Raw genomic sequence first — 21,919 nt, forward strand, 5'->3', positions numbered from 1 at the left:
TTAAAACCCTAACACCCCCTAATATGAAAATTTTGATTGCTGAAGACGACTCGCTCATTTTACGAATGATGGAGTTGTGCCTAAAGAAAGAAGGCCATGATGTTATTTGTAGCAAAGACGGCCGGGATGCCGTTGAGAAAATAAAGGCTCAAAATCCTGATCTCATCATTGTAGATATTATGATGCCTTACATTTCGGGGCTTGAGATTGTTGGAATGGTAAAACAACAAATTCAGCCTGTTCCCGTTATTGTTTTATCGGCAATGGGGCAACAAGGTGTGGTGGATGAAGCAGTGAAGCTTGGAGCAGATCATTATATTTCAAAGCCGTTCAATATTCAGCAGCTGTCTTCTCATATCAATCGCCTTACAAGTCCAGCCATTGCCAGTTAAGATACTTTTTTAACAAGGTGAAAAACGTAACCCAATGATTGTGATGCATGCAGGTTCTGGGCTAATAGAAAAGCTGCTCGATCCTGCAAGCTTATATACAGCAGCTTCCTTTTTTATACTGGCTACACTCATCACTGTAATTGCTACTTTTTATTCATTATATATAAAGAATAAAAAAACCTTATTTAAGAATAGAATAAAAGAACATATTGACCAATGGATTATTCAGATTATATCTGAAGAAGAATCCGAAATAAAAGTGCCTGCCAGGTTCAGGAAATTACTTAAAAATGCTTCTGCACGCCAGGTAGCTATTGATGAATTAATAAGTAGTAAAAGAACATTTTTAGGAAGTGTTGCTGATAATATTGTTCAGCTGTTTTACCAGTTGGGCCTGCACGAAGAATCCACAAAAAAATTAGATGATAGCCAGCCGCACATTCAGTGCCAGGGAATTCATGAATTGTGTACTATGGAGCAGCGACACCTGTTGCAGAAGATATACAGGTATACCAACTCTAAAGATCCTGATGTGCGCATTGAAGCGCAGTCTGCCATGGTAAAATGGTATGGCTTCAATGGATTGCGTTTTCTTGATATCGTTTCATATCCTATCACTGCGTTCCAGCAACTAAAACTGCTTGAACTATTACGTAATGAAGACTTCAAAGAGATACCTAAACTGGGTAAGTGGTTGTCTTCTAAAAATGTTTCAGTGATCCAATTCGCTCTAAAACTGGCGGAGCATTACCGGCAGCACCAGGTTTCAGCCGAGGCTGCTCATTGCCTGTATCATACTGATGAAGCTGTGCGTATGCAGGCTATTAAAACGCTTGCCACCATTGGTTATAACTCTACCGCAGGTTTATATAACATGTCTTACAATGCAGATAAAATACAATTTCAGGTAAATGAAGATGTATACCTGCAGGTAAAATCTATAGCGGTATGAATTGGTCAATGACCATATGGGATTTTGTGACGTTGGCTATTTTTATCTACTCTTCCGTGCAGCTGCTGTGTTATATTTCAATAGCTATCATATCAGTAGGTGCAATAAAAGAATATGCTAATAAAAACAGCTTTATAGATTATAATCTTTTAGCCGTTTCACCTTATGCTCCATCTATAAGTATTCTTGCGCCTGCATACAATGAAGGCTTAAATATCATTGAAAATGTCAGGTCGCTATTGTCAATTTATTACAACAATATTGAACTCATCATAATTAATGATGGCAGCAAAGATGATAGCCTGCAGCAGTTGATTACAGCATATGAATTGGAGAAGATCAATTATTTTGTTTCTTATAAAATACCGACTAAAGAGGTGAGGGGTGTTTACCAAAGTAAGAACCCTGTACACAAGAAACTGGTAGTGGTGGATAAAGTAAATGGCGGAAAAGCGGATGCTCTAAATGTTGGAATAAACATAGCCACCAATGATTACATCGTATGTATCGATGTGGATTGTGTGCTGGAGCAGGATGCATTGCTAAAGTTGATGAAGCCATTCCTGGAATCTACTGGGGATAAAGTAATAGCTACAGGTGGCGTGGTTCGTATTGCTAATTCTTGTGAAATAGAAAATGGTAAACTTGTAAAGGTGAACCTGCCAGATCAATACCTGCCGCGCATACAGGCGCTTGAGTATATTAGGGCTTTCTTGTTGGGACGCATGGCGTGGAGTAAGCTGAATGGACTGCTTCTTATTTCTGGTGCGTTCGGTGCTTTTGATAAAGAGATAGCAATTAAAGCTGGTGGATATAATCATAAAACGGTAGGCGAAGACATGGAGTTGGTAGTGAGGATGCGGCGTTACATGGAGGAAAAGAAACTGCCTTATAAAGTTGCTTTCATTCCTGATCCGCTTTGTTGGACAGAAGCACCCAATAACTACAAGATACTCGGCAGGCAACGCAACCGCTGGACAAGAGGCACGATTGAAACATTGTGGTTGCATAAAAAGATGTTCTTTAACCCACGCTTCGGTATACTTGGAATATTAAGTTATCCTTACTGGTTTTTCTTTGAAATGTGTGCGCCTGGTGTTGAGTTCATTGGCATTGTTGCTTTCTTCATCATGGCCATATTGAAATTGATTTACTGGCAAACCTTTTTCGCTTTTCTAATTTTCATCATTTCTTTTGGCTACTTGTATTCGACATTTGCTGTTTACATGGAAGTGCGAACCTATAACCAGTATAAAAAACCTGCTGAAATAAAGAAGCTGTTCTTAACAGCGCTGACGGAGCCTTTTGTATTTCATCCTTTTGTTGTGTGGAGTGGTGTAAGAGGCTATGTAGATAAAATAAGAAATAAATCAAGCTGGGGTGAAATGACAAGGACTGGTCTGAATAAAAAGACGAGTTAAGTTCTATTCATGATTTAAAACATCAAAGAGGTGAAGACGCAATGAAATTAAGAATGCTGCTAATATTTTCTGCTATATACGTGGCTGGTGTACTACAGGCCCAGCAGCCTGTACCTACAGCCAGTGAATTATTTCATGAAGCAAGAAGTGCAGCATTTGATCAGAAGGATCATGTGAAGGCAAAAGCACTGGCAACGCAAGCGTTATCGTTAGCACCTTTCAATGCAGATATACAGGTGTTTTTGGGCAGGCTGTATGCATGGGATAAACAATACGATTCTTCCCGTTTTCATTTGAAGCATGTACTGGCTTATGCGCCCTTGCATGAAGATGCATATTTAGCTTATACTGACCTTGAGGTATGGAACGGTCATCAACAGTTGGCCCTGGAAGTTTGTAACAAAGGACTTGCTGTCTATCCCACTTCAGTTGATCTGCTGGTAAAAAAAGCTGGTATTCTGCAAGGGCTTAAACAATACCAGGAAGCATGGCAGGTGATTGAACAGGTTACAAAACAAAGTCAACATCATCCCGCTGCAAATGCACTAGCAACATCCATCAAAGATGCAATGGCAGTTAATAGTGTAGCTGTCCGTTACAACTTTTCACATCTTGATAATCTTCCTAATCAGCCATGGCATATGGCAAGTGTTGCCTATACAAGGCAAAGTTCATTTGGGCCAATTACAGGAAGTATACATTATGCAAAGAGGTATGGTACCAACGGCTGGCAAGCAGAACTGGAAGCTTATCCACGCATTAATAAGACGTTCTACAGTTATGTAAATTTTGGTTACTCTCCTGGTGATCGTGTATTCCCTCGTTCAAGGGGTGGGCTTTCATTAATTGCAAATCTGCCACGCGGTTTTGAAGCTGAAGCAGGCGTACGTTATCTTCATTTTGATAATACTACATGGCTGTATACGCTGTATGCCGGCAAGTACTACAAGAAGTTTTTATTTGGCGCCCGGATGTATGTATCACCTAATGTAAATAGCAGTGCACAAACTTTTAATTTCACTGGCAGGTACTATCTAAAAGGTGCTGATGATTATGTGGGCATATCATTAGGTTCAGGTATATCTCCTGATGATCGTGCTACTAATATCCAGTTCAACAACAAAAGCAGGTTACACTCAAAGCAGGCAACAGTTAATTTTCAGCATCGTGTATGGAAGAGGAATTATGTTACTCTCCACGCTGGATTTTTGCGCCAGGCTTATGAGAACAATGTATCAATGGGACAGCTGGATGTTATGGCTGGCTACCAGGTACGCTTCTAAAACAACTTGCTTGTACATCATCTACTAAATGCATCAGCAGTAATATCTGAAACATTATTTCCAACGCACATCATGTAAATAACGTGCGTAGGAAAAAGGTTATACTATTAAGTTCTTGATCAATATTCAATGTCGTCTTATCCTTTTATAGTAGCATAAGCAGCGGCAAACAGCTCATGCAATAAAACCGATGTATGCAGATAAGAGATGACAAGCTCAGGCTATTTTGACCGCTCTATCCAGCTATTCATTTTTGCTTCAAAGATCTGGAGCGGCATTGCTCCATCTTTCAATACTTCATCGTGGAAAGCGCGTACATCAAATTTATTACCAAGTTCCTTTTCGGCTTTTTGTCTCATCTCCAGGATTTTTAACTCGCCGATCTTATAGCTGAGTGCTTGACCGGGCATAACAATGTAACGCTCTATTTCTTGTATGGCATTGGCTTCTGTTATAGGCTCATTGTCCAGGCTGTATTGAATGGCTTGTTCTCTCGTCCAGCCTTTGTAGTGTATACCTGCATCTACCACCAATCGTATAGCACGATGTATCTCTCCATACAATTGTCCAAGCCGTTGGTAAGGATCTGTGTATAGTCCCAGTTCCGAACCTAGTCGCTCAGCATACAATCCCCAGCCTTCTACATACGCTCCATATGCTCCTGTTTTTTGAAAACCCGGGATGTCAGGATTTTCTATCTGCAGTGATATCTGGTAGTGATGACCGGGAATAGCTTCGTGCAGGAATAGGTCTTCCATTCTCCAGTAATGATATTTTTTTGCGTCAGCTACAGGAAAATAAAATATACCGGGGCGTGATCCATCAACTGTGCCGCGCATATAATGTGCTGCCGTTGCTGCGGCCCTATATTTCTCTACAGGTCGTATCTCAAAAGCTGTTTTAGGCACCATATTGAACAACTTCGAAATGTGCGGCTTAATGCGGTCATACACCTGGTTGTATGCAGCTACCACTTCCTCATCTTCTTTAAAGGGGTAGAACTTTTTATCTTCCAAAGCATATTTTAGAAACGCTTTCAAGTCACCGATAAAGCCTACCTGCTGTTTTACCTGTTCCATTTCTGCATGTATCCTTTTCACTTCCTTCTCACCAATGGCAAATACTTCAGCAGGTGTAAGGTCAGTAGTTGTGTACGACTTCACCAGGAACGCATATCCTTCATTGCCACCATCAAGAGCAAGTAATCCTACTTTTTCTCTTGTCTTTGGTAGATATTCCTTTTCAAGAAATGTATGTAGTCTTTGGTAAGCAGGTAGAATTTTTTGTTTAATAGCATTTGTGTAAGCCTGTGTAATTCGCTCTTTATCTGTTGAAGTGATGCTTGCTGGTATATTCTTGATAGGGTTATAAAAAAGACTTGAAGGAATAGAGTCAACCAGCATTGCCTTCACCTGTGGTATCACCTTTTGCACAACAATGGTTGGAAGCACCCGCTTTGCTGCAATGCCTTTACGCATATTAGCAATAGCTGTATCGGTAATAGCCGAAAAGGCATCCATACGTTTAATGAAGTCTTCAAAATCTTTCATTGTTTTGAATGGATGATTTCCTGTGCCGCCACCCAGCTGCGAAAACGACAAGCGGAAGTCGCCCATCTGGCTGATAGGCGTGAGGTGCGTAGGGTATTTTGCTCGTTCTAAACCTCTTTCAAGATCGTACTTGAAGATCTTGTAGCTCAGCTGGTCCCTGGCTGATAACTTTTGTGGATTGTATGCCTTCAGAGAGTCGAGGTAGCGGCGATACATATTTTGTGTCTTGGTCCTATAGGTTTGACTGAGGTTGTTTTCCAACTTGTCGTTGTACCTGTAGTCGCCTAAAGAGGTAGCTACTGAAGGATTCAGTTCCAGGTACTCCTGGAAATAAGATTCCAGCATTGAATGGAATTTAGTTGTTGGCGCTGTTTGACCAATGGAAAGCAGCGATGGAACCAGTAGAAGAAACACAATAACTATTCGCATAATGATGAGGTATGTTATGTTAATATAAAACTTTAATTGCTAGCAGGTGGTAACAAAGTGGAAGATAAGGATGCCGCTATAAATCCCCAATTTACCATGGTTAGGAGGTGTTAAAAAATTCCTTGTAATAAAGTTTTCATACCTCCTGTTGCACTTACCATTGATGTTCAAATGCACTGCTTGAACAAGTTTCTAGGATTATCTTTTTTTCAGGGTTGGTATGGTAATTTCTGGTAGACAGCAAAAAACATCAATCATGGATTCAAAGAAAATAGCCGGAAAAAACGCTGGTGCTGGTGCAGCAAATTCTCTGCTGAAAGAGTTTTTTGTAGACGAACTAAAAGACATCTACTATGCTGAAAAACAGATCGCGAAAACACTACCTAAAATGAAGAAGGCAGCAACTTCAGATGAGTTGAAGAATGCTTTTGAAAGCCATCTTACAATGACCGAACAGCAAATCGAACGCCTGGAGAAAGTATTTGAATTGTTGGGTGAAAAGGCAAAAGGAAAAACTTGCGAAGCAATAGAAGGTATCATTAAAGAAGGAGAAGGGATTATCTCTGACACAGATTCCAATACCGCAACTAGAGATGTAGGATTGATATTCGCTGCGCAAAAAGTAGAGCACTACGAGATCGCTACTTATGGTGGTCTTGCTCAGCTTGCTGAAACGCTTGGACTTACTGAAGCGCAACAATTACTGCACACTACTTTGGAAGAGGAAAAGCAAACAGACCTTTTGCTAACAGGTATAGCTGAAAGTCATGTGAACTACGAGGCTTCTGAAGAAAAGGCTTAATAGAAACTGCAGGGGCGGCAAAAGAGTTGAATTTCAATTGCTGCTCAATAAATAGAGAAAGGTCGAAGTATACAGCTTCGACCTTTCTTTTTTATATATAAAATTTAGCAGGTAATTCCACTCTAAATCTAGATGTTATCGCCCCGGTAGTTGGATTCAATCTGAACATAACCTTAATCAGTCGCTTCTATTTACCAACCACTACTACCTCACCAAAGCCAAGATCTTTCAACCGTGGTAGTTGTGTTTTTGCATCACCCACTACCAGCCATATCATCTTGTTTGGATCAAGGTATTTCTGCGCAAGTTTTTTTACCTGGTCTACCGTCATGTTCTCTACTACCTGTTCGCGCTCTTTTACGTAATCGTACTTCCATCCGTACTTACTGATGTTCCCGAGCATGTTCAGTTTTGCATTTGCCGTTTCAAAAGCGCGTGCATTACTTTTTATCAAAAAGCTCTTGGTTGTCTCCAGGTCTTTTTCTGTGAATGTATTACCGTACTCCTGTAGTATTTCCTTTACCAGTTGCGCTGACTCTAATGTAACGTTTGTACGTACACTGCTGGCAATGGTAAAAGGTCCCGGTGTCGCCGTTCCGGAAAAGCCTGAATTGATACCATAGGTATAACCTTTCCCTTCACGCAATTGCTGTGTAAGGCGCGATGCAAAGCCACCACCGCCAAGTATATAGTTCATGATGGAAGCGGGATAATAATCAGGGTGTGTAGCAGCAAGAGCTGGATAACCAAAACGGATCACAGACTGTTTTGCATCGGGTACATCATAAAAATATACAACAGACTTTGCTGGTGGCTGCGGTGCCGGGTATGCAGGAATTTCTACCCGGTTGTTTTTCCACCTTGTGGCTAAACCTGTGATTGCTTTTACTGCATGGTTTTTATTAACCGCACCTACTATGTGCATACGTGCTACTGAAGGAGAGATGCTTTTGTTGTAATACGCTTTCAGATCATCAATAGTGAGTACGTTGACAGACTCGATAGTACCTAGCAGGTTGCGCGACCTGATGTTGTTTCTGCCATAAATAAGCAGGTTGTACTGGTTTTGCGCAATGGCTGTAGGATTAGCTTCCTGCTGGCGTAGCTGGCTAACAACATTCTGTTTTTGCAGTTCAAATTCTTTAGCATCCCACCGCGGCTCAAGCAGTATTTCTTCTACCAATTTTAGCGTAGCAGGATAATTGCGCGCCAGCGTATTTACCCTTACCGTCACATCTTCAGTGCCGGCAGTTACATTGATGGTAGCACCCAATTGCTTAATGGCTTCTTCCAATTGTTGTGGTGTTTTTGTCCTGGTGCCCTGGGTAAGCATACGTGCTACCATATTGGCTACACCAGGTTTTGCAGTGTCCTCCATCAACTGCCCCCCGTCTATAACCAGTTCAACCTGTACCAGCGGTACCTCGTTGTTCTGTATGCCATACACCCTGGTGCCATTGGGTAATATTTGGTTCCAAATAGCAGGGATCTTTATTTCTGGCTTAGGACCATAAGGAGGTTCCTTGCTGCGGTCGAAAGAAGACGGAGTACGCTGGTAGGTAGCAACAATATTAGGATCTACCTTGTCCTCCGCTCCCTGTACTATCTGTTCTTCAACCACATCTGCTTTTATAGAATGCTCCAGTGCCAGGTCCAGCCTGCCTTTTGGTACAAAGCTGGTGGCTACGTATGGCTTGTTGCGAATGTATTTGTTGTATACACGTACCACATCTGCCGTGGTGACGGCCAGCGTATTTTGTATGTCTTTAGAAATAAAGCCAGGATTGCCTGTGAAAATATTGTACTGCGCCAACTGGAAGCCTTTACCTTGTACACTGGAAAGTGAATTATAAAATTGCGTTTCCAGCCCAGCCTTTATCCTATCAAGATCTTTTTGTGAGATACCTTCTTTTTCAAACCGGGCAAATGTTTCAAAAATTGCTTTAGAAACATCGTCGAGGTCTTTGCCTGCAAAGGCACGTACCCGAAGCTGTAGCTGGCCAGCCAGTTCAGAAGTATAGTTAGACATACTTACCTGCGGAGCCAGTTGCTTGTCTTCCACCAGCACCTGGTACAACGGCGCTGTTTTTCCATCAGAAAGATATTCAGACAGAACTTCCAGGGCATAAGAATCAGGATGATATTGCTCCACTGATACCCATGCCATATTTAGTTCAGGCAGGCGCGCAAAGTTATCTTCATGGTATAGGCGTTTGATTTCTTTTACTACACCCGGCCGCTTTTGCAACGGCTGTACGGGTTCGCCTTTCTTTATTTCATTAAAATACTTTTCCACCCATTTTCTTGCCTGCGCTTTATCAAAATCGCCTGCTACTACCAGTGTTACATTATTGGGTACATACCACCTGTTGAAGAATTCTTTTACATCGGCCAGCGTAGCATTTTGCAGGTCTTCCAAAGAGCCGATTACCTGCCAGTTGTACGGGTGGTCGGCAGGGTACAGGTGCTTGTCAATCACATAACGTGTATGACCATAAGGCTGGTTGTCTACACCTTGGCGTTTCTCATTTTTTACTACCTGCTTTTCCTTCGCCAATACAGGTTCGGTAACGGTATTGATGAACCAGCCAAGTTTATCGGCTTCGGCCCATATCATTTTCTCCAGTGCATCTTTAGGCACCGTTTGATAATAGTTGGTGCGGTCCCTGCTGGTAGAGCCATTGGCGCCTGCACCACCTATGCGTGCACTCATAGCATCCAACCCACCCTTGCCCAGGTTCTCAGACTCCAGGAACAACAAATGCTCGAACAGGTGAGCAAAGCCGGTACGGCCTTCTTTTTCGCGTGCAGAACCAACATGCGCAGTAAGCGCTACCGACACCACAGGATCAGATCGGTCTATATGAAAGATCACCTCCAGTCCATTAGCCAGCTTGAACTTCTCGTAATCAATTTTGAAGCTGGATGTTGGTGCAGGTTTAGCGGATGTCTTCTTTGCGCCTTTAGCTGTTGTCTTTTGCGCTACAGCAGCAGATGATAAGCATGTAAATAAGATGATGGTTAAATAGAAGGCCTTGCCCATGTGTACGTAGTGTTTGGGCTTAAAAGTACGACACATTGTGCTGCGAAGGGTACTGTAAACAGAGGGTTCAGGAACTTAGAGGATGCAGTTCCATGCATACAAAAGGCATTGTTGGTTCATGCATCCCCAAAATCAGGATTCAAGAACTATATGGCTTTTCATATTTGGATATACCTGGTAAGCAATTTTTGTTATTCCGACGGTTAGTGAAGATGGGTATTTGCTAGCTGTGTCTCCAGGTACCAGCAGGTCAGAAACATTTAAATGCAGGGCTTTTGTATAATCTTCTGTGACAAGTATATACCCTGCTGCAGGATTTCCAGTTTTAAGCAGTCGATGTGCTTCAATGATGGCTTCTCCATAAAGTTTATTAAAGCCGTGAATGCTGTACAAGATGATATCTCCATAGTGTACAATGGTCTTTAGCGAAAGCTTCACCTGTAAGTTGAACTTCGTTTTAAATGCCGCATACCGGTAATTGAAAGCTGCCTGCATTTGTTTGAAGGCTATAAATAGTTCGGCGAGAGGAATGGGCTCTCCAATTTTATAGAATAAAATAGCATCACCTTCAATCTCCGACACCTCCATTTTAAGTGTATTATGTTCCATTATTTCTTGTAGCAGCGTTTGTGTGATGAGCATTCCCGTATTGATATTTATACTGCTAACAAAATTTGTAAATCCCGTGATATCGGGAATGAATATTATTCCTTTCATTTTAATATTATTTTGATGGTTGCAATACCTTTTTTGCAAGAACTATCCATGTTCGAAACCTTTTTGATAAAAGGATAAATTGGCTCCTGTGTCCAATCGGATGAAACAATTCTACATGGCAGTTGAATATTAGAGCCAATGCGGTAGCAATGACCTCATAAAGAGCTAGTTTCATGACATTGGCTTTGAGAATGGATTATTTAAACCTTAAGAGAAAGCTGGTCTTTAGGCGGCGCCTACGGCATGTCTTTTTGGATATACCCTGTGGCAACTATGCTATAGTTGTTTTTAATCTTCTTGCCTCTTTCGTCAGATGCTTTGCTCTCCCTGAGCCAGTTGATGGATGCCGTTTCTGGATCGACAGTTGTAATTGTATACTGATCCGTTCGTACATGGCCGTCTTTCCTTCTTATTCCCGACAAAGTAGTGGCCGCTGTTTCGGTGAAACATTTCAAATGTTTTGATTTGAACCAATTTTTACTGCCGAAGTCGTTGGTTAAGCTCACAAGCTTGTTGCCGTTAAAAGAAAGATTAATCCGATAGGCAGTGCTATCACCATCTGTAAATAAGATGCCCCGCCAATTGCCATTCAGATTGTTCTGCTGAGCGTGCAAGCACATCAGTGACAACAATCCAAAAAATAACAGCAATGATTTTCTGTATATACGCCTGTACATGAAGTAGATGCAGGTGTAAACATGATACTTGTTAATCTGTCTCATAATGATTGGTTTTATGAAACAAATCTTCTAAAACAGGAGAGGGGGAAACAACAGTAGATTAACTACGTTTTATAGGGTGTATTTACCTTTCATGACCGTGAAATGAACAAGATAAACGGTATTAGAACCCTGGCAAAAAGAATTGAATGATAAACAGGAGCTAACACAATGCCTGACTTTTAACTGTTTGTGTATTGTATTCATCCAGGTTTCATAACCACTGGTTACGTTATTTGAATGATGCCTTGTTTTATTGCAAACAATACCAATCCAACCCTGCTTTTTAGTTTAAGTTTCTCGAAAAGTTGGTCGCGGTAGCCATCTATTGTGCGCGGGCTGAGATGCATCTGTAGTGCTATCTCTTTATAAGTCATTTCTGTAGCAGCATATTTCAAAAACTCTATTTCTTTTTCATTCAGATTTAGTACCTGTTTAGTGGTACTGTCATCTTTGTCCATTTCTCTAATAGAATGAATGACTTTCCCGGTTACCTTTTCCGAATAGTGAAAGCCATTTGTAAGAACAGCGTTGATAGCCTTACCAAGTTCCTGTGGGCTACAGTCTTTTAAAATATATCCTTTCGCCCCGTTCCTGATCATCCTGATGATTGCATTCTCGTCGTCGTACATGCTTAGTGCAAGTACATTCACTAAAGGATAGTTCTTACTAAGCCACGTGGTGGTTTCGTAGCCATCCATTACAGGCATATTTATGTCCATTAACACAAGATCAGGGGCATTATGCTTATCTACTTTTTCCGTTAATTCTTTGCCGTTGCTGCATTCATACATGATTTCATAGCCCAGGTTGATAACGAGTGTAGCCAAACCGCATCGCAATAGTACATGATCGTCCACTAAAACGATTTTATCCTTATTCATAGAACATAAGTTTATAAGTGAATCCGCATTGAGAAATCAGCTCTTCCGGTGTCTTTCTTACATTACAAGTTCTATCTATTAGCGAAGTAGGTTTTTGATAGGAGGATTATCCGCAATCTTATATTGCTTATCTCAGCCCGAACAACGAAAAAGTTCTATTAAGTTCCAGTTTTGGACGATCAGTTTTTGTCACAGTTATGCTTCAATTCCTTCTTATGAAAGTAAAACTTTTATCAGAAAAGTGGAAGTGATAGTTTTTAAGGCAACGAAATGATATAGTTGCCAAATATCTTAAGCCATTTAGAAGCCAGCATCAAGGTAAAGGCAATGGCAGTTGGTATATATCGCCCATTTAGCCTGTTTGACAATTTCACGAATGCTATTAGCTTCTGGCCAATGATCAATTTGTAGTTCAAATAACACCTATTTTAGGCGATTTTTTTCTGTTCACAGTGAAACCACCGAATATATACCTTCTTTACACTAACCATTGGTTTTGATCATTTTACATGATAAACTACTGGTAGTGCAGGTAAATTACCGCATTGTTTACTGCCTTCTAAACAGTTTAAACACCTGTTCATTATTGTAATAAACGGTAGAAAGATCAGTCAATGAACGGTTGATATCGCCTCTGCATTCTTCCACCTTTACATCATGATCAAGGCGCCGATCACCATTCACTAACTAATTAAAAAATTGAAAATGAAAAAGTTTAAAATTTTAGCCATCACAGCTATCGTGTTGGGTTCTATTTCTTCTGCAGATGCTCAATTTTTAGCAAAGGCCGCATTACCAACCGAGGAGAGTGTTTCAACTAGTAAAACCACAGCTAGTGCTGCCCGGTATAGCAAAGCATCAATGATGACTACGAAAGCTGGTCAAAAGGCAGTTAAAAAATTTACCTCCCACTTTAGGGACGGCGATGACGTAACGTGGGTTCAGGATAAAGATGTCATCACCGCATACTTTGACCGCGATAATGTGAAGACAACCGTGGTATATACAAAGAAAGGTCGTTGGCTTCGCGATATGTTATCTTACACTGAGGATAAAATGCCTAAGCACCTACAAAAGTCGATAAAGAGAAGTGGATATGGCAATTACAAGATTAACTTGGTACAGGAAATTCATGAAAATGCTGACGTTTTTTATGTACTTCACCTGGAAGATGAAAAAACAGTCAAAAAAGTTATAGCGTATAACGGCGAACTGACTCTTTACGAAGGCTTTGATAAACAATGATAATCAAATAGGCTATTTGAAGGTAGAGGTTGAAGAAGTTCAGCCTCTTTTTTTTATAGTAGCACCCATTTTGTATGCCGTTTTGGAAGATGTACTTTAGGGTTGATTCATTTAAATCTGCAGGGAGTTCATAAAGTTGCAAGCTTATGCCCTGATCTTCATCTTATACTACTAAGATTGCTAATTGTTTTTGATTACATAGATCATGAATTTTTAGCAGGAGAGCATTATGCTTCCTGAGTCGTGAGCCTGCGCTGAAGTATCATTGCAAAAATGATTTTTCAGCTGTAGATTAGATGGCAAAAGGTCTACCCGTTACTGCTTTGTCAATAAAACAAGCATCATAATATGCTAAGGCTAGTTGCAAATATTATTATCACTATTGGGGGATTGTTGATCCTTGCCAGAATCGTTTCTGTAAGACCTGCGCCTCCAATTTTTTTCAAAAAAAACTGCCGTAACAGGAAATACAATTATCCTAAGGAATGGAAAGGAACACCTATGGACAGGAAAGGCAGATTTGTAAACCATGAACATCCCTTTTATCAAAACTATGTAGATATACTAAAATGGATGCCAGGGCATCTTTATTATCTGCTGCGTAATTATTTTCATCGCACTCCTGTAACATTACATCACAACAATGCTTTTTTAGAGAAACAAGATGTAATGATTTGGCTTGGGCATGCATCTTTCTACCTGCATATCGAAGGGAAGCGGATATTGATTGATCCGCAATTTTATAACTCAAGTGTCTATAAAAGGCATTCCAAAATGCCAATTGATCCGTCTTATTTTACTTCTATTGATTATATTTTGATATCTCATGATCATGCAGACCATCTGGATAAGCGATCATTGCAATTGCTTGTAAAACAGAATAAGGGGGTCACTATACTTACCGGTCTTGGAATGGATAAAATAATACGTAGGTATACAGGGAACCCGAAATGTGGGATATATTGTGCCGACTGGTTTGAAGTATATCCTTTACCTGCTCATTCTCCGGAAATTACTTTTGTACCAACAAGACATTATTGCAAACGTGTGGATACAGGTTACAATACCTCGTTGTGGGGTGGCTTCATAATAAAAGTAAAAGATGATAAAACCAGAACGATATATTACGGCGGTGATTCAGGAAAAGGTGATCATTTTTCTATGATGAAGGCATTTGAGCCAAATATCGCCATATTAGGTATAGGGGCATATAAGCCTTCATGGTTTATGACTCCAAACCATATGTCACCAAAAGAGGCCATTGAAGCTTGTATTCAAACAGGCGCTGATACACTTTTACCTATGCATTATGGTACTTTCCATTTAGCTTATGAAGGCCTGGAAGAACCGGTGAAAGCCTTGAAGAAATTACCTTGCCGGGTTACTTTAAATATACCTGTAATAGGTGATGTTATTCCTCTTTAGATCTATTGGATCTATTGATAGCAAAATATACCATCAACGCAATGCTGCACAGCCCTGTTTGCCATAAGAAATTGTCTTTGTGAAATTTGCTGAACCTCGTAAGGTGAATTGGAATATATTCTTTTAATTCCTCTTTGTCAAGTGTTTTTCCGTGTTGGGTAACGCTAGTATATACCAGGTCGAATGCACCAGAGTTTATAAATGCATCAGGAAGTACAACATCGGCTTCAACTTTTAGTGGTCCATATTCTTTAAACCAATGAGCTTTATTTTCCATTACATTATGCCAGGGGTACAGGCATTTGTAACAGTACCAGATAAACTCCACACAACTCAAGGTATTCACATCCCTAAAGTTGAACAAATAATCATAAGGCCGTTTGTAATAGATCTTGAACATGTCGGTAACTACATCTATACAGTCTGAAATGTCATAACATGTTTTACATTGTAAATTCTTAAAAAGCTTTATCTGGCGCTCACCAATGCGTGGCGAGGTAGTTTTTTCAATTAGCGGTACCTCATCTTCAATCATTTTTTCAAGTAGAGGCTTGCCACTTTCTGTAGCTTTTTGTTTGCCGTTTCCTTTAACTTGTTCAAATAATTTCAAAGAAGAGGGTACTCCTTTCACCGACGTGCCTTTGTTCGCCATCAACTCCTCCTTTACCTGTTGCATACCAACACCTTTTACAGTAAGCATAGAGGGTTTAGTTTCTCCCGGATCATTTTTTATTATTTCTGCACCTAACCGAAGTATGGCTACATCATCGCACCGCATAAAGTCATAATAGTTTGCATGATCCACTCCTGTTTTCCCAATAGCATGAACGATAATGGGCAAGCCCCTGCTATTAAAGCCGCTGCAGATTCCTGCATGGGTAAAATAGCTTGCTTGGGTAAGGAGTAAAGAATCAAGGTAGTTTTCATGGCGTCTCAAGATAATGTCACCCTTTTTCAGGTAATGGATTAAATGTGCGGCCTTTCTTACGGAAAATTTGTGCCTTCTTCCAAAAGGGTCGTAATACAGGAAAAGCGGGAACTTCTTATCGTAGCGCATATTCGTTAGTTCCCCGGCTTCCAGTCGGGGTATCTTTAGGTTAAGTAAGTAGTCTTTAAAGATGACATATACATAGTAAAAGGCAATCATCAGGTACGGGAAGAAATAAATAACCATTGGTACCCACTTCCATTTCTTAAAATTCCTGCCTCTTCTCTTCATAATAACCAGGGTAATAGCTGCCGGAATGAATACTGAAGCTGCATAAAAAGCAAAAACACCTAACAACTTCTTGTTTGTATGAGGGTTTATGGCACCATCATGTTCTTTTACTGTTGTTGTTTCCATATTGATATTTGCTTTTAAACCTTTAAAGATTTATTTTACTAATGCACAACCTCGACTTCTATGAAAGCTCACTTTTCGCACATCCTTTTCCTGGTGGCTTTCTTTATTGCCTCACATCATTTGATGAGTCAAACTGCAGATCTGCCTTCGGGAAAATTCTCTGATGGTTCATTCCAGGTCAATGAGTTATCCTATTTTTTTTCTTCTAGTGATCCCGGTATACAAAATATAAGAAAGCTTCCTTCTAAGAATTTTATTCCTGTAAATCAGGAACCCTTTAACGGCGGTATTTCTAAAGGATATTATTGGTTCAAGTTCAACATTTCCAATACAGGTGTTTCTAATAATACGGCTTATATAAATGTCCAAAACTCTCGTCTGAACGAGTTGCACCTATATGAAGTAAGGGGGGATACCTTGTTATCATTAGGAAAATACGGTGACTTTTTCAATTTTGCAAACAGGAAGTACTCGTATAAAAATTTTGTTTTCTCAACTACAATTCCAGCAAACAGTACCAGGGAATATTACTTGTATGCCAACCAGGTGGGGCATGCTTTTATTCTACCGCTCAAGGTTTATAATCTAAAAGATATTCAATCAAAAATTCTGAGTGATTACCTGCTTGAAGGTATAGCATTAGGCATCCTTATTTACAGTATTATGTTCAGCCTTTTCTACTGGATAGCAAGAAAAGAGAAGATTTACCTAACCTACAGTTTATATATACTTTCAGCTATTGGATGGATCATTAGCTACTTTGGACTTGGCTTTGAGATGATCTGGCCTGAAAGCCCCTGGTTTAATACAGCCGCCGCTCCTTTTTTCTCAGGGCTGCATATGGCTTTGAATATACATTTATGCCAGGTGCTTTTACATATACGGAACTTGAGTCGGACGCTTCATATATGCTGTAACGGCATCAAAATTCTTTTGCTCATAGTTGCCATTGCGCCGGTTTTGACTCCACTTGATAATTATGGTTACCAGGAAAATTATGTATTCCTTATTTCTTTTTTATTGGTGATCATTTTGAGTGTTATTGTTATTCTTTTTAGCATCATATCATCTCTCAATGCAACTCCGACAGGTAAGTACTACTTGTATGCCAGTCTGGTAAAAGTTTCAGGTATAATAAACCTTGCTCTCATGGAGCTCGGATTAACCCCAGCTATGTTTCACCTGGAGCAGTTAATGGTTGGAGGATTATTGATAGAAATATTCCTATTGTCTTTTGGTCTTGCTAAACGAAGTCAGCTGCAAAAGATACAATTACGTAAACAAAAATTGCTTGCACGTGAAATGGAAATGAACCTGCAGAAAGAGTTGCTTAAAGCCCAGTTAGAAATACAGGAACAGACACTTAAAAGTATCGGCCAGGAAATTCATGATAATATTGGCCAGATGCTCACTTTGCTGAAGCTAAACCTTGAAAACATAAAAGATAATGTTTCAAAGGAAGCTGGCGTGGCAATCAGCGATGCGCAGGAGATATTGAGAAACATTATCCAGGATTTGCGAAATATGTCGAAGACGCTAAATAATGATATGTTAGCAAGGATGGGGCTGGTAAGTACTATTGAAATGGAGTTGAAGGTTATCAACAGGGCAAGTGGGATGAATACTTTCTTGGATTGGGAACAGGATATTCCACCACTTAACAAACAAGTGGAACTCATTATTTTCAGATTGATCCAAGAGGCCTTGCATAATATACTAAAGCATGCACATGCTTCAGAAATAAAAGTTTCAGGAAGATTGGAAGATGGTCAATTGGTCATTACGGTGAAAGATGATGGAAGAGGCTTTGACCATGAAAGCACAACGGGGACAGGCAGCGGCCTTCTTAACCTTGATAACAGGTGCAAACTGATCAATGCATGCCTGTCGATTAACTCAAGTAATGGAAACGGGACTGAAATAAGGATTACCTGCCCATTGGATGCGCCTCCAATAGCGCCTAGTTATACTGGTGCAGTAAGTATCAATTAACAATTGATCCAAGAAGGGGTGGGGGTGAATTATTTTAGCTAAAGACTTAAGGATTACATCTAATTGCAAACATCTGCGGAAGCGAAATTCACAACCATCCATGTTCATGCCCATCTCAAAAATCATCACTTCTTCTTCAGTGCATCGGGTTTATGTGCTGCAAGCTTCTTGCTTTTTTCTGTTTCCACCAGGTACTCCGGGTTTTCTTTTGTTGCCGCCACTTTATGGCTTTTGATCTTTGTAGGCGAGGTCAGCTTTTTCTTTACCGTACCGGTAGTTTTGCCTTGCGATGTTTCCCATTCCACTTTATCGCCTGCTTTCAAACTTTTTGCTTTAGCCATGATTTTATTTTTTAACTGAGGTGCAAAAGCGCTGCCAATCCATCTTGTTCAATCGTCTTCTTAAGGGTCTGCTTATATGTTTATCATTTGCGGAAACTTGAGAACATTCAGTAAAAATATGTGACAGTGTTGGACAAGCTGGTCTGGTAACTTGATAGCAAAAGAGATAATATTCTCATTCAAGCTAAGGGATTAATTGATTTTTGAAAATCATTATTAGTGGTAGCTACTTCTATTTCCTCTCTTCTAAGGCATGGTGTTAGCAGGAATGAGCAAACATCTTTAAGAAAAATGACTGAAAAAGGAAAGTTGCGAATAGGAACAAGCGGTATAGTGCTTCCGGGAAATAAAGAAACTTTTCCTGCGACCTTTCATGGTAAGAGCCGGCTTATCAACTATGCATCTTTATTGAACACTGTTGAAATAAACAGCACCTTCAGAAAAATTCCAAGGGCAACTACTTTCCTAAGGTGGGCTGAGGAAACAGGTCCTGGTTTTCAATTCACGTTGAAGCTGGTAAAAACCGTTACGCATGTAAAGCCGCTTCAACCGGATCTTAATGCGCTTCAATCATTTATAGAGGCAGCTAATCATCTAGGAAATAAGAAGGCTTGTTTGCTTGTGCAGTTTCCTGGCAGCATAACATCAGCTTACGAGCAGCAGGTGCAGCAAGTAATGCATAATCTACACCTTGCAGACCATGAAGAAAACTGGTTGAAGGCGGTTGAATTCAGAAGCGATACATGGTATAATGATGATCTTATAGATAAGCTACAACAATGGAAGGCAACACTGGTATTGCATGATATGCTTAAGTCAAACAACCTGCACTTGCATCCATCTACTTCATTTTGTTATTTCAGGTTTCATGGTCCGACAGGTGATTATAGAGGTAGCTATTCAACTACTTTCCTACAAGGGCAGGCAAAGAAGATCGCTGCTCTTCTCGCTGAAGGAAAGGATGTATATGTTTACTTCAACAACACAATGGGCAATGCATTTGAAAATGCTGTTCAGCTTCGTGGACTGATTGACGAATTATATTGTGTATAACGGCTCATCTTCATCTATTTATTAGGCAACTGCAGGAGTTGATAATTTCAAAACTCAATATGTAATCAGTCCTGTTAGATGTAGTTTGCGGGTTAAGGTGTTTGTGTCACAGTTTAAGAGTAATAGTAATGTAGTTAACACAATACTTATACAAGCCATCTATTCTTCCTTAAAACTTATTTTCAGCAGCTTTGGACTGGCCTTTAGGACCTCGTTTGTATATGATCAAGCCATCTAAAAAGTTCCTCAGTACCTGGTCGCCAGCAACTACATAGCTTGGATGATCCTCGTGCCTGAAAAGATCATTCAATGCACCCTTTGTCATTTTAAACCCAGCTAGTGATAGGATCTCCAGCATATCCTCATCGCGCAAGGAAAGTGCTATTCTTAGTTTCTTCAGTATATCATTATTTGAAAGCATAGCGGTTTTTACTGCAAAGGTAGGATAAGGGTAGGGGGAAGTTTTCAATAAAAAAGTATGTACAAGTTGAGCAGGAATTACGTGTTGTTTACCGCTGTCCAACCTGCTTCTTTATCCATTCCAATGACTCCTGGTTGGTTTCTGCAAATCGCCAATGACCTGATATAGGTGTTATTGAAATAGTCTTAGGTGCTTTTATAGAATTTACAGCGGCGAATACCGAAGTAGGAGGTACAACATTATCGTTATATCCCCAGGAATAGAAGCCAGGAACAATGATGTGTTTGGCAAAATTTGCCACATCGTAATAGGCCAATGTTTTTACTTTCTCAGGCTTGTTGTTGATTGATTGATTGGTTGCGTTCAGCAAGTGTGGCCATCCTCCTGCTCGTCCATGCAGGTAACCTGTCATATCAGAAAGGGCAGGATAAAAAGCAGAAACGCATGTTACTCTTTTGTCTAAAGCAGCCGTTACTATAGCCAGTGCACCTCCCTGGCTTCCTCCTGTAGCCACTACATTTTTACCATCAAATTCTGGCAAGCTGCAGAGGAAATCAATTGCTCGTAAACAGCCCATGTAAACGCTTTTGTAATAGTAGTTGTCACGATCATCTAGTTTATGATGCATGTAGTCACCAAATGCACTGCTGATATGTTGGTAGGCTTCAGTGCTTATTAAAGGTGTTATACCATGTATTTCAATGTTCATCACTATAAAACCTTCATTAGCATAGGCAATTGAAGGGTTGATTGGCTTGATGCCTGCGCCTGGCGGTTCAAACAGCACAGGATATTTTCCTGGAGCTTTTGGTTTAGATAAATATCCAAACAAACGGCGTCCCTTTTTATAACTCTGCAGGTTGACCAGGTAAACATCTACAGTAGTAGTGGATTGATCGGGTAGATGCGTTACAATAGCATCCATAGGGACTTTGGATGCCTCTTCTTTCGCCTTGTTCCAAAACTGCATGAAGTCATCTGGCATCTGAACAGTCGGTTGGATGTCTTGCGGCGAATAGGCAACCTTAATTTCGCCGGTATATACTTTACCATTTACAGACGTGCGCAACTTTAACTGCCGGAAGCCAGGTTGTTTACTGGTGCCAATATCTATTTTTCCTTCACCGGTTTTAAATAAAACATTTCCCTTCTTTTCTGCCGGCAATAGCTCAGGACCTATTTCATAATCAACAGAAACATTTTTTATAGGCACCCCAAACTGTAGCACACTAACTTGTACTGTGGCATTTTCATTCACCTTGTAATCCCAGTCATCATGGTTAGGCGTAAGTACAAAATCTACAAATTTTATTGGTGCAGGAGATTGTGCCAAGGCATTTCCTACAAGTATGAAGCTAGAAAGAACCAGCAGATGAATAATTTTCATAATCTAATCTTTTACAGGGAGCATCCAATCATCAAAAGTCACGGCTTTTTATTCTTCTTCCAAAACTTATAGGGAAGGCTAGTGAACAAGAGGGAGAAATGACGCCATCTAATGGTTAGCAAAATGTTTATACCTGTTAGAGCATTACCGGGTAAGATCAGATTGCCCTGAACCAACAAAATCAAACAAGCTAACTGGTATTCGCTCTTGAAGACATAATGAAACAGAAAAATAAATCCTTGAACACTTGCATTTTTGGAAAGTCTTTTTCATTTTTAACCCAGCAAATCAGCAGGCAAGAAAAATTTAGTTTGGCTGTATTAGAACGGATTTATCATGCAAAAGGCAATTCGCGTTTCCCCAATAATGAACGTCGCTTCAAGATTATCAGCCAGCTGAAGGGTTTAGACACATAATATTTGGAAAAGAACAAGTTGCTATTCGTATAAAGTTCATATTCCTCAGCACGGTATCCTGCACCTGTAGATATATATAAAATCGCCAGCAATAGCCTCTAA

Annotated in this window: 19 protein-coding genes; 9 read left to right on the forward strand and 10 right to left on the reverse strand. The window is 40.2% G+C overall.

What is annotated here, in order from left to right; translation table 11 throughout:
- Nucleotides 1-23: 23 nt before the first annotated feature.
- The 4 genes from J4N22_RS18185 to J4N22_RS18200 are packed head-to-tail and all read left to right on the forward strand — an operon-like array spanning nucleotide 24 to nucleotide 4,048.
- Nucleotides 24-392 carry a response regulator transcription factor gene (locus J4N22_RS18185; protein WP_207496969.1) on the forward strand — a complete coding sequence of 123 codons (369 nt, stop codon included), beginning with the start codon at nucleotides 24-26 and terminating at the stop codon, nucleotides 390-392.
- 34 nt (nucleotides 393-426) lie between these two features.
- The gene (locus J4N22_RS18190) at nucleotides 427-1,344 is read left to right on the forward strand and encodes a hypothetical protein (RefSeq protein ID WP_207496970.1); all 918 of its coding nucleotides are present in this window, start codon (nucleotides 427-429) and stop codon (nucleotides 1,342-1,344) included.
- The gene (locus J4N22_RS18195; RefSeq protein ID WP_207496971.1) at nucleotides 1,341-2,765 is read left to right on the forward strand and encodes a glycosyltransferase family 2 protein; all 1,425 of its coding nucleotides are present in this window, start codon (nucleotides 1,341-1,343) and stop codon (nucleotides 2,763-2,765) included. Before J4N22_RS18190 ends, J4N22_RS18195 begins: the two co-directional genes overlap by 4 nt.
- Before the next feature lie 41 nt (nucleotides 2,766-2,806).
- The gene (locus tag J4N22_RS18200) at nucleotides 2,807-4,048 is read left to right on the forward strand and encodes a YaiO family outer membrane beta-barrel protein (protein WP_207496972.1); all 1,242 of its coding nucleotides are present in this window, start codon (nucleotides 2,807-2,809) and stop codon (nucleotides 4,046-4,048) included.
- Nucleotides 4,049-4,269: 221 nt separating this feature from the next.
- On the opposite strand, the gene J4N22_RS18205 is transcribed toward J4N22_RS18200, so the two are convergent.
- Nucleotides 4,270-6,027 (reverse strand): DUF885 domain-containing protein, encoded by a 1,758-nt coding sequence (locus J4N22_RS18205; protein WP_207496973.1) that lies wholly within the window; start codon nucleotides 6,025-6,027, stop codon nucleotides 4,270-4,272.
- 256 nt (nucleotides 6,028-6,283) lie between these two features.
- Between J4N22_RS18205 and J4N22_RS18210 the strand changes: the two genes are divergently transcribed.
- Complete coding sequence (locus J4N22_RS18210; RefSeq protein WP_242692275.1) at nucleotides 6,284-6,829, forward strand: YciE/YciF ferroxidase family protein; 546 nt, start codon at nucleotides 6,284-6,286, stop codon at nucleotides 6,827-6,829.
- Nucleotides 6,830-7,016: 187 nt separating this feature from the next.
- Here the strand turns inward: J4N22_RS18210 and J4N22_RS18215 are convergent, their stop codons facing one another.
- From J4N22_RS18215 to J4N22_RS18235, 5 genes are all read right to left on the reverse strand, one after another.
- Nucleotides 7,017-9,872: a M16 family metallopeptidase gene (locus J4N22_RS18215; protein WP_207496975.1), complete on the reverse strand. Its 2,856-nt coding sequence runs from the start codon at nucleotides 9,870-9,872 to the stop codon at nucleotides 7,017-7,019.
- Between the two features lie 132 nt (nucleotides 9,873-10,004).
- Nucleotides 10,005-10,589 carry a DUF2652 domain-containing protein gene (locus tag J4N22_RS18220; RefSeq protein ID WP_207496976.1) on the reverse strand — a complete coding sequence of 195 codons (585 nt, stop codon included), beginning with the start codon at nucleotides 10,587-10,589 and terminating at the stop codon, nucleotides 10,005-10,007.
- A gap of 236 nt (nucleotides 10,590-10,825) precedes the next feature.
- Nucleotides 10,826-11,311 carry a hypothetical protein gene (locus tag J4N22_RS18225; RefSeq protein WP_207496977.1) on the reverse strand — a complete coding sequence of 162 codons (486 nt, stop codon included), beginning with the start codon at nucleotides 11,309-11,311 and terminating at the stop codon, nucleotides 10,826-10,828.
- Between the two features lie 224 nt (nucleotides 11,312-11,535).
- A complete protein-coding gene (locus J4N22_RS18230; protein ID WP_207496978.1) occupies nucleotides 11,536-12,192 on the reverse strand; it encodes a response regulator transcription factor in 657 nt (218 codons plus the stop codon).
- Between the two features lie 257 nt (nucleotides 12,193-12,449).
- Complete coding sequence (locus tag J4N22_RS18235) at nucleotides 12,450-12,608, reverse strand: hypothetical protein (RefSeq protein WP_207496979.1); 159 nt, start codon at nucleotides 12,606-12,608, stop codon at nucleotides 12,450-12,452.
- 289 nt (nucleotides 12,609-12,897) lie between these two features.
- Here J4N22_RS18235 and J4N22_RS18240 point away from each other — a divergent pair, with 289 nt between their 5' ends.
- Both J4N22_RS18240 and J4N22_RS18245 read left to right on the forward strand, forming a co-directional pair.
- On the forward strand, nucleotides 12,898-13,437 hold the full coding sequence (locus tag J4N22_RS18240; protein WP_207496980.1) for a hypothetical protein: 540 nt from the start codon (nucleotides 12,898-12,900) through the stop codon (nucleotides 13,435-13,437).
- A gap of 348 nt (nucleotides 13,438-13,785) precedes the next feature.
- Complete coding sequence (locus J4N22_RS18245) at nucleotides 13,786-14,862, forward strand: MBL fold metallo-hydrolase (RefSeq protein WP_207496981.1); 1,077 nt, start codon at nucleotides 13,786-13,788, stop codon at nucleotides 14,860-14,862.
- Here the strand turns inward: J4N22_RS18245 and J4N22_RS18250 are convergent.
- Nucleotides 14,849-16,207 carry a hypothetical protein gene (locus J4N22_RS18250; RefSeq protein WP_207496982.1) on the reverse strand — a complete coding sequence of 453 codons (1,359 nt, stop codon included), beginning with the start codon at nucleotides 16,205-16,207 and terminating at the stop codon, nucleotides 14,849-14,851. The genes J4N22_RS18245 and J4N22_RS18250 overlap by 14 nt on opposite strands.
- Nucleotides 16,208-16,267: 60 nt before the next feature.
- Here J4N22_RS18250 and J4N22_RS18255 point away from each other — a divergent pair, with 60 nt between their 5' ends.
- Nucleotides 16,268-18,199 carry a sensor histidine kinase gene (locus J4N22_RS18255; protein ID WP_207496983.1) on the forward strand — a complete coding sequence of 644 codons (1,932 nt, stop codon included), beginning with the start codon at nucleotides 16,268-16,270 and terminating at the stop codon, nucleotides 18,197-18,199.
- Between the two features lie 125 nt (nucleotides 18,200-18,324).
- Here J4N22_RS18255 and J4N22_RS18260 read toward each other — a convergent pair whose 3' ends face one another.
- On the reverse strand, nucleotides 18,325-18,540 hold the full coding sequence (locus tag J4N22_RS18260; RefSeq protein ID WP_207496984.1) for a hypervirulence associated TUDOR domain-containing protein: 216 nt from the start codon (nucleotides 18,538-18,540) through the stop codon (nucleotides 18,325-18,327).
- A gap of 291 nt (nucleotides 18,541-18,831) precedes the next feature.
- Here J4N22_RS18260 and J4N22_RS18265 point away from each other — a divergent pair, with 291 nt between their 5' ends.
- Nucleotides 18,832-19,593, forward strand: coding sequence for a DUF72 domain-containing protein (locus J4N22_RS18265; RefSeq protein WP_207496985.1), 762 nt, complete (start codon nucleotides 18,832-18,834; stop codon nucleotides 19,591-19,593).
- Between the two features lie 169 nt (nucleotides 19,594-19,762).
- Here J4N22_RS18265 and J4N22_RS18270 read toward each other — a convergent pair whose 3' ends face one another.
- The gene (locus J4N22_RS18270; RefSeq protein WP_207496986.1) at nucleotides 19,763-20,014 is read right to left on the reverse strand and encodes a DUF1456 family protein; all 252 of its coding nucleotides are present in this window, start codon (nucleotides 20,012-20,014) and stop codon (nucleotides 19,763-19,765) included.
- Nucleotides 20,015-20,102: 88 nt separating this feature from the next.
- Nucleotides 20,103-21,401, reverse strand: a complete 1,299-nt coding sequence (locus J4N22_RS18275; protein WP_207496987.1) for an acetylxylan esterase — start codon at nucleotides 21,399-21,401, stop codon at nucleotides 20,103-20,105.
- Nucleotides 21,402-21,919 lie beyond the last annotated feature (518 nt).

The sequence above is a fragment of the Aridibaculum aurantiacum genome (genome assembly GCF_017355875.1).
Lineage (GTDB): Bacteria > Bacteroidota > Bacteroidia > Chitinophagales > Chitinophagaceae > Segetibacter > Segetibacter aurantiacus.

Excerpts from the sequence above, each read along its gene's own strand:
- J4N22_RS18270 (WP_207496986.1), bottom strand. The coding sequence starts at position 20,014 with ATGCTTTCAAATAATGATATACTGAAGAAACTAAGAATAGCACTTTCC.
- J4N22_RS18240 (WP_207496980.1), top strand. The coding sequence starts at position 12,898 with ATGAAAAAGTTTAAAATTTTAGCCATCACAGCTATCGTGTTGGGTTCT.
- J4N22_RS18265 (WP_207496985.1), top strand. The coding sequence starts at position 18,832 with ATGACTGAAAAAGGAAAGTTGCGAATAGGAACAAGCGGTATAGTGCTT.
- J4N22_RS18185 (WP_207496969.1), top strand. The coding sequence starts at position 24 with ATGAAAATTTTGATTGCTGAAGACGACTCGCTCATTTTACGAATGATG.
- J4N22_RS18260 (WP_207496984.1), bottom strand. The coding sequence starts at position 18,540 with ATGGCTAAAGCAAAAAGTTTGAAAGCAGGCGATAAAGTGGAATGGGAA.
- J4N22_RS18275 (WP_207496987.1), bottom strand. The coding sequence starts at position 21,401 with ATGAAAATTATTCATCTGCTGGTTCTTTCTAGCTTCATACTTGTAGGA.
- J4N22_RS18245 (WP_207496981.1), top strand. The coding sequence starts at position 13,786 with ATGCTAAGGCTAGTTGCAAATATTATTATCACTATTGGGGGATTGTTG.
- J4N22_RS18250 (WP_207496982.1), bottom strand. The coding sequence starts at position 16,207 with ATGGAAACAACAACAGTAAAAGAACATGATGGTGCCATAAACCCTCAT.
- J4N22_RS18210 (WP_242692275.1), top strand. The coding sequence starts at position 6,284 with ATGGATTCAAAGAAAATAGCCGGAAAAAACGCTGGTGCTGGTGCAGCA.
- J4N22_RS18225 (WP_207496977.1), bottom strand. The coding sequence starts at position 11,311 with ATGAGACAGATTAACAAGTATCATGTTTACACCTGCATCTACTTCATG.
- J4N22_RS18255 (WP_207496983.1), top strand. The coding sequence starts at position 16,268 with ATGAAAGCTCACTTTTCGCACATCCTTTTCCTGGTGGCTTTCTTTATT.
- J4N22_RS18205 (WP_207496973.1), bottom strand. The coding sequence starts at position 6,027 with ATGCGAATAGTTATTGTGTTTCTTCTACTGGTTCCATCGCTGCTTTCC.
- J4N22_RS18215 (WP_207496975.1), bottom strand. The coding sequence starts at position 9,872 with ATGGGCAAGGCCTTCTATTTAACCATCATCTTATTTACATGCTTATCA.
- J4N22_RS18200 (WP_207496972.1), top strand. The coding sequence starts at position 2,807 with ATGAAATTAAGAATGCTGCTAATATTTTCTGCTATATACGTGGCTGGT.
- J4N22_RS18230 (WP_207496978.1), bottom strand. The coding sequence starts at position 12,192 with ATGAATAAGGATAAAATCGTTTTAGTGGACGATCATGTACTATTGCGA.
- J4N22_RS18195 (WP_207496971.1), top strand. The coding sequence starts at position 1,341 with ATGAATTGGTCAATGACCATATGGGATTTTGTGACGTTGGCTATTTTT.
- J4N22_RS18190 (WP_207496970.1), top strand. The coding sequence starts at position 427 with ATGATTGTGATGCATGCAGGTTCTGGGCTAATAGAAAAGCTGCTCGAT.
- J4N22_RS18220 (WP_207496976.1), bottom strand. The coding sequence starts at position 10,589 with ATGAAAGGAATAATATTCATTCCCGATATCACGGGATTTACAAATTTT.